14 protein-coding genes are annotated in these 14,206 nt (G+C 70.1%); 9 read left to right on the top strand and 5 right to left on the bottom strand.

What is annotated here, in order from left to right; all coding sequences use genetic code 11:
- Positions 1-21 precede the first annotated feature (21 nt).
- Positions 22-717 (top strand): TetR/AcrR family transcriptional regulator, encoded by a 696-nt coding sequence (locus tag ACLBKU_RS14735; protein WP_410180312.1) that lies wholly within the window; start codon positions 22-24, stop codon positions 715-717.
- Here the strand turns inward: ACLBKU_RS14735 and ACLBKU_RS14730 are convergent.
- The 4 genes from ACLBKU_RS14730 to ACLBKU_RS14715 all read right to left on the bottom strand — a co-directional run bounded on the left by ACLBKU_RS14730 (position 683) and on the right by ACLBKU_RS14715 (position 5,777).
- On the bottom strand, positions 683-1,459 hold the full coding sequence (locus ACLBKU_RS14730) for an SDR family NAD(P)-dependent oxidoreductase (RefSeq protein ID WP_410180311.1): 777 nt from the start codon (positions 1,457-1,459) through the stop codon (positions 683-685). The genes ACLBKU_RS14735 and ACLBKU_RS14730 overlap by 35 nt on opposite strands.
- Entirely contained in the window at positions 1,459-3,780 is a 2,322-nt protein-coding gene (locus ACLBKU_RS14725) for a TonB-dependent receptor (RefSeq protein WP_410180310.1), read from the bottom strand. Before ACLBKU_RS14725 ends, ACLBKU_RS14730 begins: the two co-directional genes overlap by 1 nt.
- 129 nt (positions 3,781-3,909) lie before the next feature.
- The gene (locus ACLBKU_RS14720; protein ID WP_410180309.1) at positions 3,910-4,287 is read right to left on the bottom strand and encodes a response regulator; all 378 of its coding nucleotides are present in this window, start codon (positions 4,285-4,287) and stop codon (positions 3,910-3,912) included.
- A complete protein-coding gene (locus tag ACLBKU_RS14715) occupies positions 4,284-5,777 on the bottom strand; it encodes an HWE histidine kinase domain-containing protein (protein ID WP_410180308.1) in 1,494 nt (497 codons plus the stop codon). The genes ACLBKU_RS14720 and ACLBKU_RS14715 overlap by 4 nt, the downstream gene beginning before the upstream one ends.
- 242 nt (positions 5,778-6,019) lie before the next feature.
- Between ACLBKU_RS14715 and dps the strand changes: the two genes are divergently transcribed.
- The 5 genes from dps (at position 6,020) to ACLBKU_RS14690 (ending at position 10,059) form a co-directional block, all read left to right on the top strand.
- Positions 6,020-6,505 (top strand): DNA starvation/stationary phase protection protein Dps, encoded by a 486-nt coding sequence (gene dps / locus ACLBKU_RS14710; RefSeq protein WP_410180307.1) that lies wholly within the window; start codon positions 6,020-6,022, stop codon positions 6,503-6,505.
- Positions 6,506-6,516: 11 nt separating this feature from the next.
- Positions 6,517-7,776 (top strand): alginate export family protein, encoded by a 1,260-nt coding sequence (locus ACLBKU_RS14705; protein WP_410180306.1) that lies wholly within the window; start codon positions 6,517-6,519, stop codon positions 7,774-7,776.
- A gap of 38 nt (positions 7,777-7,814) precedes the next feature.
- Positions 7,815-8,687 carry a pirin family protein gene (locus ACLBKU_RS14700; RefSeq protein WP_410180305.1) on the top strand — a complete coding sequence of 291 codons (873 nt, stop codon included), beginning with the start codon at positions 7,815-7,817 and terminating at the stop codon, positions 8,685-8,687.
- 5 nt (positions 8,688-8,692) lie between these two features.
- On the top strand, positions 8,693-9,040 hold the full coding sequence (locus tag ACLBKU_RS14695; protein WP_410180304.1) for a GNAT family N-acetyltransferase: 348 nt from the start codon (positions 8,693-8,695) through the stop codon (positions 9,038-9,040).
- 107 nt (positions 9,041-9,147) lie between these two features.
- On the top strand, positions 9,148-10,059 hold the full coding sequence (locus tag ACLBKU_RS14690; RefSeq protein WP_410180303.1) for a helix-turn-helix domain-containing protein: 912 nt from the start codon (positions 9,148-9,150) through the stop codon (positions 10,057-10,059).
- On the opposite strand, the gene ACLBKU_RS14685 is transcribed toward ACLBKU_RS14690, so the two are convergent.
- Positions 10,056-10,976 carry a helix-turn-helix transcriptional regulator gene (locus tag ACLBKU_RS14685; protein ID WP_410180302.1) on the bottom strand — a complete coding sequence of 307 codons (921 nt, stop codon included), beginning with the start codon at positions 10,974-10,976 and terminating at the stop codon, positions 10,056-10,058. The two genes, ACLBKU_RS14690 and ACLBKU_RS14685, sit on opposite strands and share 4 nt — an antisense overlap.
- A gap of 210 nt (positions 10,977-11,186) precedes the next feature.
- Between ACLBKU_RS14685 and ACLBKU_RS14680 the strand changes: the two genes are divergently transcribed.
- The 3 genes from ACLBKU_RS14680 (at position 11,187) to ACLBKU_RS14670 (ending at position 14,206) form a co-directional block, all read left to right on the top strand.
- The gene (locus ACLBKU_RS14680; protein ID WP_410180301.1) at positions 11,187-11,843 is read left to right on the top strand and encodes a hydrolase; all 657 of its coding nucleotides are present in this window, start codon (positions 11,187-11,189) and stop codon (positions 11,841-11,843) included.
- Positions 11,844-11,984: 141 nt separating this feature from the next.
- On the top strand, positions 11,985-12,260 hold the full coding sequence (locus ACLBKU_RS14675; RefSeq protein WP_410180300.1) for a XapX domain-containing protein: 276 nt from the start codon (positions 11,985-11,987) through the stop codon (positions 12,258-12,260).
- A gap of 68 nt (positions 12,261-12,328) precedes the next feature.
- On the top strand, positions 12,329-14,206 hold the full coding sequence (locus tag ACLBKU_RS14670) for an amidohydrolase (protein ID WP_410180559.1): 1,878 nt from the start codon (positions 12,329-12,331) through the stop codon (positions 14,204-14,206).

The raw sequence follows: 14,206 nt of genomic DNA, 5'->3' as shown, positions 1-14,206 counted from the left end.
CAGTCTGCTAGGCTCAGGCCCATGGACGCCGCCGTCACCAAGCGCAGGACCCGGCTCGCTCCCGAGGAGCGGCGCTCGCTGATCCTCGATTCCGCCGCCGAGATGATCGCGCAGGGCGGGATCGCGGCGCTGACGATGGACGCGATCGGGCGCGCCGCGGGGGTCAGCAAGTCGCTGGTCTACAACTACTTCCCCAACCTCCAGATGCTGATGAGCGAGCTTCTGGAGCGCGAGTTGAAGCGCCTGCGCCGCCTCCAGCGCGAGGCGATCGGCGCCGCCGACACCTTCGAGGGGATGGTGCGGGCGACCACCCATGTCTACCTCTCCTATATCGAGGAGCGCGGGCTCATCATCGAGCGGCTCCAGCAGGAACCCTCGGTCAGCGACCACCACGATCCCACCGAATACGGGCGCGACGCGGCGGTCGAGTTCCTCGCGCAGATCGTCGAGCGGCACTTCGACCTGCCCCCCGAGGTCGCCCGCGCGGCGACCGACATCAGCTTCGGCCTGCCCGCCTCGGCCGGGGCCTACCTGCTGCGCACGGGGATGGACCGCCAGCGGCTCGAGGACATCACCGTGGCGATGATCCTCGGCTCGATCACCTCGCTCAAGACCGACTTCGCCGCCCGCCGCAAGCCATTGTGGGACGGGCTCGCGGCGGAGCGGCAGGCCGAGGAGCGGCCTACATCGGAAAGATCGACTGGCCCCCGTCGATGACCAGCGTCTGGCCGGTCATGTAGCGGCTCGCGGGCCCCGCAAGGAACACCGCCGCGCCGCCCATGTCGTCGACCGTGCCGAGCTTGCCCGAGGGCGTTCGCCTGAGGCACGCCTCCTGGAAGGCCTTGGGCGTGTTGATGCTCATCTCGGTTTCGATGAACCCCGGCAGGATTGCGTTGGCGCGGATGCCGGCGGGTGCGAGCTCGACCGCGAGCGAGCGCACGAAGCCCGCGACCGCCGCCTTGGTCGCCGAATAGCCCCCGCCCGGCACCCCGAGGATCGCCGCGACCGAGGAGGTGACGACGAGGCTCCCGCCGCTCTTCTGCGCGAGGAACTGCTTCGTCGCCGCCTGGAAGGTGTGGAACACCGAATTGACGTTGAGGTCGAGCGTCGCCTGCCAGTCGGCGGGGCTGAGCAGCGCGAAGGGCTTCCTCACCCCCGAGCCCCCGGCATTGGCGAAGCAGCTGTCGAGGCGGCCGAAGCGCGCCACCGTCTCCTCCATTGCGCGAGCGACCTCGGCAGGATCGGTGACGTCGCAGACGAAGTCCGCGACCTCGGCCCCGCCCGCGGCGAGCTCGGCGCTCGCCGCGCGGTTGCGCTCGGCGTTGCGCCCCCAGATCGCGACCCGCGCCCCCGCCGCGGCGAGCCCGCGCGCCATGCCGATCCCGAGCCCCCCGTTGCCGCCCGTGACGAGCGCGACATGGCCGGAGAGGTCGAACGGCATACCCGGAAGCGCGTCCATCAGAAGCCGACCCTCACGTTGACCCCGTAGACCCGGGGATCGAGCAGGAAGGCGCTGCGGAAGCTGCCGACGAGGTTCGAATTGGTCTCGAGGAAGGTGATGTCGTCGTTGTTCTGGACGTTCTTGACGTAGAAGATCACGGCGAGGTCCTTCCCGGTGTTGACCACCTGGAGCTGCAGGTCGAGCTGCTCCCAGCTGCCCACCCGGTCGGCGCCGACGTTGAACTCGCGCGACCAGAAGCCGGTCTGCGAGTACCAGTCGACGCGCGGGGTCAGCGACCAGCTGCCGGTGACGGGTATCGCGTATTCCGCCGCCAGCTTGAGCGTCCGCCTGGGCGCATTGGGCAATTCGTTGCCCTTGATCTGGAAGAAGGCCCCGCCGCGCGCGGGATCGGAGGACTGGAAGCTGCTCCGGATCTCGGTGTCGAGCAGGCCGAGCGCGCCCTCAAACCGCAGGCCCTCGACCGGGGTCGCGACAGCCTCGAGCTCGAAGCCCTGCACCCGGCTGTCGGGAATGTTGACGTTGGTCGCGAGCGTTCCGACGATGTTGCCGACGATGAGGTTCTTGTAATCGTAGCGGAAGGCCGCCGCGTTGAGGGTCAGCCGGTCGCCGAACAGGGTGTTCTTCGAGCCCAGTTCCCACGAGTTGATGTATTCGGAATCGAAGGTCGGCGTGCCGACGTTGCCGGGGTTGAAGCCCCCCGACTTGAACCCGCGCGAGAAGGTCAGGTAGAGGTTGTTGTCGGGCGTCGGCTGCCACGAGACGCTGCCGCGCCCGGTCCAGGCGTCGAAGCTGGTCTTGCCGTTGAACACCGGGCCGAGCACGAAGGTGCCGCTCGCGGTGCTGATGGTCTTGTCGTCCTTGGTGTAGCGCAGGCCGCCGAGCACCTTCAGCGTCGGGGTGATGTCGACGTAGAGTTCGCCGAACACCGCCTTCGAGGTGACCCGCGCGCCGCTCGTCACGCCCGCGGCGATGAAGCCGTTGGTGCGGTTGGCGGGCATGTAGGTGACGACGCTGCCGCTGCTGTCGGCCTTGAGGTAGTAGCCGCCGACGAGGAAGTTGACGCTCCCCGCGAAGTCCGAGGCGAGCCGCAGCTCCTGGCTGAACTGGTCGCGCGCGCCGTCGCCATATTGGGCCGAGCGCCAGTCGGCGGACGAGATCGTCCGGCCGGGGCCGAGCAGGTAGGTGAGCACCCCGTTGCCCTGCGCATTGGCGGGCGAGATCGCGCTGGGGTTGAAGGCATTGGGCCGCGTGCCCTGGTCGAAGTCGCGCACGCTGTCGTTGTCGCCGTCGCGGTAGCCGGTCACCGAGGTGAGGCGCAGGCTGTCGCCGATGTCCTGGTTGATCTCGAGCGTCGCGAGGAAGTCCTCGGCGCGCTGTTCGGGGAGCACGTCGATCCGCACCTGACGCAGGTCCGCAGGGTTCTGCGAGAAGGTGCCGGGGCGCACGATATTGGGGAGCAGCGCGCGGTCGATCAGGAAATTGACCTGCGGGAAGTTGGTGCTGACCGAGTCCGGCGAACAGCCGAAGGTCGCATCCGGGGTGCACAGCGTCTTGACCGCTCCGGCGCGGTTCGAGTCCTCCTTGAAATACGTCACCACCGCGTCGATCGTCGTCCCCGAACCGCTGTCGAAGCGCGCAGAGCCGCGCAGGGTGAACTGGTCGCGCCCGTCGATCCGCGAGCCGTCCTCGAGGTTGCGGGTGTAGCCGTCGCGCTTGAGGTAGTGCCCGGCGAAGCGCAGCGCGAACTGGTCATTGAGCGGCAGGTTCACCGCGCCCTCGATGCGGCGGCCGTCGAAATTCTCGACCTGCGCGCTGACATAGCCGCCGAAGTCGAAGGTCGGCCGCTTGGAAATGATGTTGACGAGGCCGCCGGTGGTGTTGCGCCCGAACAGCGTGCCCTGCGGTCCGCGCAGCACCTCGATGCGCTCGAGGTCGAAGAACTCGCCGAAGGTGCTGCCCTGCTGGAGGAATACGCCGTTCACGAGCACGCCGATATTGGTGTCGTTCGAGCCGCCGAAGGACTGCGAACCGACGCCGCGGATGGTGAGGTTGCGGTTCGCCGAGAGGATCACGTTGGGGGCGTTGAACTGGAGGTCGAGCGCGTCCTCGATGCGCGCGGCCTGGAGGTTTTCGGAGGTGAGCGCGGTGATCGCGATCGGCACCTCCTGGACGTTCTCCTCGCGCAGCTGGGCGGTGACGATGATGACGTTGCCGTCGTCCGCCGGGGGTTCGTCGGAGGTGGCGGCGTCCTGCGCCAAGGCCGGCTGGCAGAGCGCGACGAGCGGCAGGGCCGAGATGGCCGGGAACAGCTTTTTCATTGGTATCCTCCCCATATGTTATGGGGGCGGGATAGGCCTTAATGGACTATACGTCAATAGTGAGACGCGGACGCGCGAAATTCGGCCCCGCAACAGGTGCGTTGCCGCTCTTAACAGCATGAAACGTCATTAATTGCGGGGCAGCAGCTCTTCCAGCACCTTGAGCAGGTCGCGCGCGCGCAGCGGCTTGGCGAGCACCGGCACCGCCGCCATCGCGGGGGGCAGCTGGCTGGCGCTGAAGCCCGTCACCACCGCGAAGGGCTTAGCCTGCTCCGCCAGCGCCTCGGCCACCGGGAGCGAGCTCTCGCCGCGCAGCGAGGCGTCGAGCACCGCCGCATCGCAGCCTTCCACCCAAGCCATCGCCTGGCGCACGCTCGGACAGGGGCCGACCACCGCGTAGCCCGCGGCGGCGAGCGCGTCGGCGATCTCCTCGGCGATGAAATACTCGTCCTCGACGACGAGGATCCGGGGCTTCACCGGCGCGGCGTCCTGCGGGGGCGAGGTCATGGCGCGTCCTGCTCGGCGATATCCTCGATGGCGCATTCGAGCCGCCAGGCGAAGCCCTCGGGTGCGTAGCCGGCCTCGACCTCGGCGTTGAGGCTGGCGACGAGCATGTCGCTGGTGACGATCGAGCCGAAGCCCCTGTGGGTGGGCGCCACCACCGGCGGCCCGCCGGTCTCGGTCCAGGTCATCACGAAACGCTCTCCCTCTTCGCCCGCCAGCCGCTGCCAGCCGAGCGTGATGCGCCCGGCGTCGGTCGAGAGGGCCCCATACTTGCTCGCATTGGTCACCAGCTCGTGGATCGTCATCCCGATCGCCTGCACCGCCGAGGAGGACAGCGCGAGGGGCTCGCCCGAGAAGACGATCCGCTCGGGGATCATGTCCTTGAAATGCCCGAGCTGCGCCCGCACCAGCGCCTCGAGGTCGACGCCCTTCCATTCGCTGCGCACCAGCAGGTCCTGCCCCTCGGCGAGCGAGTGGATGCGCGCGGTGAAGTTCTCCATGAACTCCTCGTGACTCGCCCCGCCGGTCCGCCGCGCGACCGAGAGGACCACCGCGAGCAGGTTCTTGGCGCGGTGGTTGACCTCGCCCAGCAGCAGGCGGACGTGGCTTTCGCGGTTCTTCTCGTCGGTGACGTCGAGATTGGTGCCGACCACCCACTCGGTCGTCCCGTCCGGCCCCGCGCGCGCCACCTCGACCGCGCGCAGGTGGCGCACCTGCCCGTCGTTGCCGCGCCGGATCCGGAACTCGCGGGTGCTCTCGGTGCAGTGGGCGACGGTCTCGGCAAGGACGCGCTCCTGCTCGGGCGCATCCTCGGGGAGCACGCTCGCCACGTAATCGTCGTAATGGACCGCCCCGTCGGCCGTCTGCGGCAGGCCGTAGAGCCGGAACATCGTGCTGTCCCAGTGCACCGTATTGCTCGCGATGTGCCACTGCCACAGCCCGATCCCGGCGGTCTGGGTGGCGAGCAGGGTCTTCACCTCGCTCTCGCGCAGCGCGTCGAGCGCCGCCTTGCGCTCGGCCGCGCGCCGTTCGAGCTCCTCGACGATCTGTTCCTTGGCGAGCGCCAGCTCGGCCGAGATCTGGCGCTCGCGGCGCAGCTGGCGATTGGCGACCTGGAGGCCGTGGATCAGCACGAGATCCGTGATGACGACGAAGGCATAGAGGCCGAGCGCCACCTCGGCCCCTTCGAGCGTGAAGGAGCGGATCGGGGGGACGAAGTAATACCACGCGACCAGCCCGCACAGCAGCGCCGAGAGGCTCCCGAGCCGCACGCCGAAGAAGAAGGCGGTGATGACCACGGCCGGGAAGAAGGTGAGGTAGGGAAAGCCCGGCGGGAGCGAGCTGTCGAGCAGCGCGCGCGCGGCCCAGGCGAGGCCGAAGATCCCGAGCGTCGCGGCGAGGCCGACGATGCCGCTGTGGCGCGTCGAGGGCAGCGCCTCGACCAGGCGCGTGATCGCGCCCGAGGTCTCGCTTGCCTGCACCGCCTCACTCACATGCGCCCCCTGAAGTGCGTTTCGCATCATGGTATCGAGCACGATTTCGCCCCCGAAGTCGAGAGGGCCCGGGGCCGCACCGCCGATCGCCCCGCCTGTGTCGGCACGGCCCAGTTAGCAGCAAGTTCGGTGCGGTGCGAGCAATCACGGCCCTGCCCGCGGCGCGCCGCGGCGCTACGCCGCGAGGGCGGCGCCGCGCCCGCCCGGGCCGGGCACCGCCATCATCTTCAGGAGACGCCGCGATGACCTACACCTCCCGCCTCGACCTTCCCCGCGCCGTCACCAAGGCCTCGATCGAGCTGCTCCAGGCGCGGCTCGTCGATGCCATCGACCTCGAGGCGCAGATGAAGCAGGCGCACTGGAACGTGCGCGGCAAGGACTTCATGCAGCTCCACGAGCTGTTCGACGCGGTCCACACCATCGTCGAGGAGTTCGTCGACACCATCGCCGAGCGGATCGCGGCGCTCGGCGGCATCGCCGACGGGCGGGTGCAGACAGTGGCGGCGCAGAGCCACCTCTACGAATACCCGCTCGAGGCGCGCGGCGGCGAGGCGCACCTCAAGGCCGTCGCCGGCTCGCTCGCCGAGTTCGGCAAGCTGGTGCGCGCCGACATCGACGCGGCCTCCGAGGGCGGCGACCAGGACACCGCCGACCTCTTCACCGGGATCAGCCGCGAGACCGACAAGCAGCTGTGGTTCGTCGAGGCGCATCTCGACCCGGCGCCCTGAGCGCAGCGGGCGTGCGTGCGCTCGCCGCGGCACCCCTCGCCTTGATGGCGGCAGCGGCGGCGGCGCAGGCGCAGGAAGCCCCGCCGCCGCCCGCGCCGATCCGCCTCTCGGGCGAGCTGCGCGAGCGGGTGACGTGGCAGTCGGCCGTGGCCTTCGACAGCGCTGACCCGGCGGCCGGCCTGTTCTGGACACAGCGCATCGCGCTTGCCGCCGATGCCGAACCCGCCCCGCTGCTGCGCGCCCGGCTCGCCCTCGTCAGCGCGCTCATCGAAGGCGGGGACGAGGCCTCGCCCGCCGAGCGCAACCCGCTCGACCTTCAGGAGGCCTTCGTCGAACTGGGCCCGCGCGAGGCTTTCGTCCGGCTCGGGCGGCAGGAGATCCGGCTCGGCTCGCAGCGCCTCGTCGCGGTGCGCGACGGCACCACCGTGCGCCGCACGTGGGACGGGGTGCGCGGGCACGCGGCGCTGGGCCGGGTGGCGCTCGACGCCTTCGCCTTGAGGCTGGTCGCGGTGCGGCCCGAGGGCCTGTTCAACGACGGCCGCAACGAGGGGCGCGACCTCGCCGGGGTGCAGGCGAGCGTCCCCGCCCCGCTCGGCGCGCTCGACGCCTACTGGCTGCGCACCACCGTCGCGGACCGCGCGACCATCGAGGGCACCGCCGACGAGCGCCGCCAGTCGCTCGGCCTGCGCGCCCACGGCACTTCAGGCGGGTGGTTCTGGGACTGGGAGGCGGTGCTCCAGACCGGGCGCTTCGGCACCGGCACGATCCGCGCCTGGACGCTCGCCACCAACACCGGCCACCGCTGGCAGGATGCGCCGTGGCGGCCCGAGGTGATGCTCTCCGCCAACATCGCCTCGGGCGACGGCACGCCGGGGGACGGGCGCCTCGGCACCTTCAGCGCGCTTTATCCCAATGCGAGCTACTTTTCCGAGAACGCCGTCCTCGGCCCCGCCAACTTCTTCAACCTCCACCCTTACGCGAAGGTCCGCCCGCGATCGGACCTGATGCTGGGGATCGACCTCAACCTGTTCTGGCGCCTCAACCGGGCCGACGGGGTCTACAACCCGCAGGGGCAGCTGATCCGGGCGGCCGGCGGGCGGCGCGAGCGCTTCGTCGATGCAGCGCTTTCGGGGGTGATCGAGTGGACGCCGCGGCCCGGCCTGCTGCTCGGCCTCGTCGCCACCCGCTCGCAGCCGCAGGCCTTCCTGCGCGCGACCGGGCCCGCCGACCCGTCCGACTTCGTCGAGGCGACGGTGCAATTCACGTTCTGATCCCCATGTTGGGCCCTGCCCGATCCAAGGAGTGACCCATGCTCGAACGCGTCATCACCAAGCGCACCCACGACCTCGGCGGAGGCTTCACCGTCGGGCGGGTGCTGCCCTTCCACGTGCGGCGGATGGTCGGGCCCTACATCTTCTTCGACCATATCGGCCCGGTCGAGCTTGCGCCGGGCATCCCGCGCGAGCTCGACGTGCGCCCGCATCCGCATATCGGGCTCGCCACGGTCACCTACCTCTTCGACGGTGCGATCACCCACCGCGACAGCCTCGCGGTGCATCAGGAAATCCATCCGGGCGAGGTCAACTGGATGATCGCCGGCAAGGGCATCACCCATTCCGAGCGCTTCGAGCACGCGCGGCTCCATGGCGCGCTGATGCACGGCATCCAGGCCTGGGTGGCGCTTCCCGAGGCGCACGAAGAAGCCGACCCCGCCTTCTCGCACCATGCCGACCTGCCCGCCTGGGACGAGCCGGGGCTGAGCGGCCGGCTGATCGCGGGCGAGATGGAGGGGATGCGCGCGGGCACCCCGGTCCACTCGCCACAGTTCTACGCGCATTGGCAGTTGGAGCCCGGCGCGCGGCGGGTGCTTCCTGCGGAGTATCCGGAGCGCGCCGCCTATGTCGCCGCCGGCGTGGTCGCCATCGGCGGCGAGCGGCTCGAGGCGGGTGCGATGGCGGTGCTCGCGCCGGGCGCCGAGGTGCCGCTGGTCGCCGAGACCCGCGCGACGGTCATGGTGCTCGGCGGGGAGCCGGTGGGCGAGCGCTTCATGTTCTGGAACTTCGTGCATTCGCGCAAGGACCGCATCCGCCAGGCCGCCGAGGACTGGCGCGAGGGGCGCTGGACCCTGCCGCCGAACGACAATGCCGAGTTCACCCCGCTTCCCGAGTTCAAGGGCTTCTGACCATCATGTCCGACATCGCCATCCGCATCGAGGAGCACGGCCGCAAGGGCCGCTACATCGCCACCGTCGCGGGCCGCGAGGGCGAGGCCTACATCGCCTTCACCCACCGTGAGGAGGGCGTAATCAGCGCCGACCACACCATCGCGCCCGACAGCCTTAAGGGCTCGGGCGCGGCGCTCGCGCTGGTCGAACACCTCGTCGCCGACGCCCGCGCGCGGGGGTTCCGGGTGCTCCCGCTGTGCCCCTATGTCCGCGCGCAATACAGGAAGCATCCCGAGTGGGCCGACGCCTTCACCGTGCCGCCGGACTGGGAGCCGCCAACGGCCAAGGACACAAATACAACCGGTTTGTGACAAACAAGCAAAACTTGTTCAGCATCAAATCGGCTCCAGTATAGCATGAAATCGCAAGTGCAGGGGGGCGCAGTTGCAAGGGATCGGGTACGAAAGGATCACCTTGCATGGGTCAAATACTCACTGCCGTGCCGCCTTCCGGTATCGCCGCCTATGACAACGCCGTGTGGAGCGGCGGCGTCCCCCGCGTGAACCGGGTCTACAAGGCCTTCGGCATGTCGACGCTGCTCCAGTCCGGCGGCGATTGCTACGGCGGGGTGATGGAGGCCGAGGTGCCGGAGAACGACGCCGCGGTCGCGCTGTTCCGCGTGGGCGGCCCGGCCCGCATCGACCGGCGCATCCACGGCCAATCCGCACGCGCCAGCTACCGCGTCGGCGAGGGCACGCTGCTCGCCGCCGGGACCGACAGCTGGTGGGCCGTCGACGAGGCGACCAGCGCCAACTGGTTCCACGTCCACTTCGACCGCGCGCTGGTCGCGAGCGCCGAGGCGACCCACCGCCTGCGGCTCGAGACCGTCCCCTCGATCAGCGATGCGAGCGTCACCGCGCTCGTCAACATGATCTACGAGCTGGTCTCCTATACCGAGGAGCCCGATCCGCTGCTGTGGCAATCGCTCGGACAGGCGCTGCTGTGGCGCCTGCTGCTGCTCACCGGCAAGGCGCGCGAGCCCGACCTCGCGCGCGGCGGGCTCGCCCCGTGGCAGGCGCGGCGCACCACCGAGTACATCGCCGACAACCTCGATCGCCGCGTGACCCTCGAGGAGCTGGCGACGGTCGCACGGCTCTCGCCCTTCCACTTCGCCCGCGCCTTCGCCCGCACCGTCGGGATGCCGCCCTACCGCTACCAGCGCAAGCTGCGCATGGAGAAGGCCTGCGAGCTGCTCGCGACGAGCGGGATGCGGATCATCGATATCGCGCTCGCGGTCGGCTACGAGAGCCCGCAGGCGCTCGCCCGGGTGTTCCAGGCGGCGCATGGCGTCACCCCGTCGGAATGGCGCCGGCGGCACGGCGGAACCTAGCTGAGCGCGCGGCGATAGCCTTGCGGCGTGCAGCCGTAGTGCCGGCGGAACACGCGGGCGAAGGATTGCGGGCTTTCGTAGCCGACCGCGAGCGCCACATCGGTCACGCTGTGGCCCGGCTGGCGCAGTAGCTCGCAGGCACGCTCCATCCGCCGCAGGAACTGCCAGCGATGCGGCGAGCAGCCGACCGTGCGGGTGAAGGCGCGCTGGAAGTGGAACTCCGACATCCCGCAATGCGCGGCAAGTGCCTTCAGCCCGGCCGGCTCGTCGAGCCCCGCCATCAGGAACTCGGTCGCCCTGCGAACCGCCGCCGGACTGAGCCCGCCCGACAGCAAGGGACGCCCGCCGCGCGCCGACCCGCCGATCCGCTGGAGCGCGAGGATCGCCGTGACCAGCAGCGAATCCAGGAGCAGCAGCCCGCTCGCACCCGGAAAGGCGCGCGCCTCGTCGATCTGCGCGAGCACGCCGGCGAGGAAGGGATCGGCAAAGCCCCGGGCGAACAACGGTTCCAGCTCCTCCTGCGCGCGCATCCCGTGGCGCCCGAGCAGCTCGCGCACCTCGTGCATCGGCACGGCGAGCACCTGCGCGATGTGGTCGTGCTCGACCGCGAAGGCCGAAGGGGCGCCCGCGGGGCTGAGGAAGAACGGCGTTGCGGCGCTATCGAAGCGGAAACCGCCCGCGCCGAAGTCGATGTCGGCGCCGACCCCCTGCCCGGCGAGCGAACACAGCACGAGGTCCTCGGTGCCGTGGGTGGTGTAGCGCCCGGCGGGCTGCTCGATCAGCAGCGCCGTTGCGCCCAAGCTGCCGATCGCGGCGGCGTCGAGCACGAAGCGGCCATGCTCGCCCGCGCGGTAGCTTTCGCCGAAACGCCTGTGGTGCTGGCTGCGCGGTCCTTCCCGCAACGTCGTGTGTGCCATCGCGCTCGCCTCGAAGTCCGGCCACAATCCTTGCGGGCCGCGGCAGTCTAGCACGTTCGCCATTCACCGGAAAAGCGCGTCTGCAGAAAGGCGACTTGCGCCGGATTAGCGCAAAATCGGTGCCCTCGCAGCAACCTCGGCGGCGCACGAACACGGGCGCCCCCATAGGCTGGCAGCGGCACGCCCTCTCCAGCAACAGGATCACAAGCCATGCCCACTGCCACCGCGACCCCCGGTGCGGCCCTGCTCGCGCCCGACGATCACCTCCTCATCATGATCGACCACCAGTCGCAGATGAGCTTCGCGACCAAGTCGATCGACGCCATCATGCTGCGGAACAACGCCGCGCTGGTCAGCAACGCCGCGCGCATCTTCGGCGTCGCGACGATCCTCACCACCGTCGCCGAGAAGACCTTCTCGGGCCCGATGTTCGACGAGATCAAGCGCGAGTTTCCCGGCCACGAGGTGATCGACCGCACCACGATGAACACCTGGGAGGACGAGCGCATCGCGGTGCGCGTCAACGAGGCGGGCAAGAGCCGCATCGTGCTCGCGGGGCTGTGGACCAGCGTGTGCATCGTCGGCCCGGCGCTCTCGGCGCTCGACCAGGGCTTCGAGGTCTATGTCATCGCCGATGCCTGCGGCGACGTCTCGGACGAGGCGCACGAGCGGGCGATGGACCGCATGGTGCAGATGGGCGTGCGCCCGATCACCTCGCTGCAATACCTGCTCGAGCTCCAGCGCGACTGGGCGCGGCACGGCACCTACGACGCGGTCACCCACGCGGCGGCGGATTTCGGCGGCGCCTATGGGCTCGGGCTGATCTACGCCAAGACCATGCTCGGCCCGGACGCGCACGAGGGCTGAGCGACGCCCCTGACATTGCCACGTTCGCCGCATCCGCCTGTCCCCCCCCTTGCGCGGGTCCGCAGCGAACGGGCCGGCCGGCCACCGCCCCCGGGTGGCCGGCCCCACCGCCCCCCGCATGAGGGAGGAAGGAGCGAGGCGATGAAGCCCTATCTTGCAGCCCTGGGTGCCGGCCTGCTGGTCGGGATCGTCTACAGCCTGCTCAATGTCCGCTCGCCCGCCCCGCCGGTCATCGCCCTCGTCGGCCTGCTCGGCATTCTCCTCGGCGAGCAGATCGTGCCTTTCGCCCGGCGCCTCTGGAGCGGCCATCCCGAGGCCGTGGCCGAGACCCGCGCCGATTGCGCCGAGCACATCCTCGGGCCCCTGCCCGCGCGCGCCGGGCTGAAGGACGCTCCGGAGACAGGGCGCGAGGCATGATCGACCGCCGCACCGCCAGCGCCGGGATCGCGCTCGCCGGCCTTGCTCCGCTTTTCAAGGGATCGCCGATGCACGCCGCACCGACCTCCGCCGACCTCATCCTCGTGGGCGGCAAGTTCACCACGCTCGACCGCGCCAACCCGGCGCCGGAGGCGGTCGCGATCAGCGGCAACCGCTTCGCCGCGGTCGGCACCCGCGCCGAGGCGATGGCGCTCGCCGGGCCCGACACGCGGGTGATCGACTGCGGCGGGCGGCGGGTTATCCCGGGGCTTTGCGACAATCACATCCACGTGATCCGCGGCGGGCTCAACTACAACATGGAACTGCGCTGGGACGGGCTCACCTCGCTATCAGACGCGATGGCGATGCTGCGCGCGCAGGTCGCGAGGACCCCCGCGCCGCAATGGGTGCGCGTGGTCGGCGGCTTCTCCGAGCACCAGTTCGCCGAGAAGCGCCTGCCGACGCTCGAGGAGATCAACGCCGCCGCCCCCGACACGCCAGTGTTCATCCTCCACCTCTACGACCGCGCGCTGATGAATGCCGCGGCCCTGCGCGCGGTGGGCTACACGAAGGACACCCCGAACCCGCCCGGCGGCGAGATCCAGCGCGATGCCTCGGGCAATCCCACCGGCCTCCTCATCGCCTCGCCCAATGCAGGGATCCTCTACTCGACGCTGGCCAAGGGGCCGAAGCTGCCCTTCGACTACCAGGTCAACTCCACCCGCCACTTCATGCGCGACCTCAACCGGCTGGGGGTGACGAGCGTGATCGACGCGGGCGGCGGCTTCCAGAACTATCCCGAAGACTATGCGGTGATCGAGCAGCTCCACGCCGAGGGGCAGCTCACGGTGCGGATCGCCTACAACCTCTTCACCCAGAAGGCGGGCGAGGAGAAGGAGGACTTCCTGCGCTGGACCTCGAGCGCCAAGTATCACCAGGGCGACGACTATTTCCGCTTGAACGGCGCGGGCGAGATGCTGGTCTTCTCGGCGGCCGACTTCGAGGACTTCCGGATGCCGCGCCCCGACATGCCGGAGAACATGGAGGGCGATCTCGAGGGGGTGATCCGGATCCTCGCGCAGAACCGCTGGCCGTGGCGGCTCCACGCGACCTACGACGAGACGATCACCCGCGCCCTGGACGTGTTCGAGACAGTCAACCGGGACATCCCGCTGGAGGGCATCCACTGGTTCTTCGACCACGCCGAGACGATCAGCGCGAAGTCGATCGACCGCGTCGCGGCGCTCGGCGGCGGGATCGCCTTCCAGCACCGCATGGCCTATCAGGGCGAGTATTTCGTCGAGCGCTACGGCGCCCGCGCGGCCGAGGCGACGCCGCCCTTCAGGCGGGTGCTCGAGGCGGGGGTGAAGACCTCGGCGGGCACCGACGCGACGCGGGTCGCTTCCTATGACCCGTGGGTGTCCCTGAGCTGGCTCGTCACCGGCAAGACCCTGGGCGGCACCGGGCTCTACCCGCAGCGGAACCTGCTCGACCGCGAGACGGCGCTCCGTATGTGGACCGAGAACACCACCTGGTTCTCGAACGAGGAAGGCCGCAAGGGCCGGATCGAAGCCGGGATGCTCGCCGACCTTGCGGTGCTCGACCGCGACTATTTCAGCGTGCCGGGGGAGGAAATCCGCCAGATCGTCTCGGTGCTGACCCTCGTCGACGGCAAGGTGGTCTACGGCGCGGACGGCTTCGCCAGCCTCGCCCCGCCGCTCCCCCCCGCGATGCCCGACTGGTCGCCGGTGAACACCTGGGGCGGCTACAACAAGGCCGCGCCCGGCGCCGCGACCCTCGCCAGGGTCGCGGCGGCATCATGCGGCTGCGCCACCACCTGCGGCGTCCACGGCCACGACCACGCGAAGAGCTGGGGCGCGGGGCTCCCGGTGAGCGACCTCAGGAGCTTCTGGGGCGCGCTCGGCTGCGCGTGCTGGGCGGTGTGA

Origin of the sequence: Erythrobacter sp. NE805 (assembly GCF_046452355.1) — a bacterium.
Lineage (GTDB): Bacteria > Pseudomonadota > Alphaproteobacteria > Sphingomonadales > Sphingomonadaceae > Erythrobacter.
The sequence above is the reverse complement of the archived record's forward strand: the minus strand, read 5'-3'. Positions and strand labels throughout refer to the sequence as shown.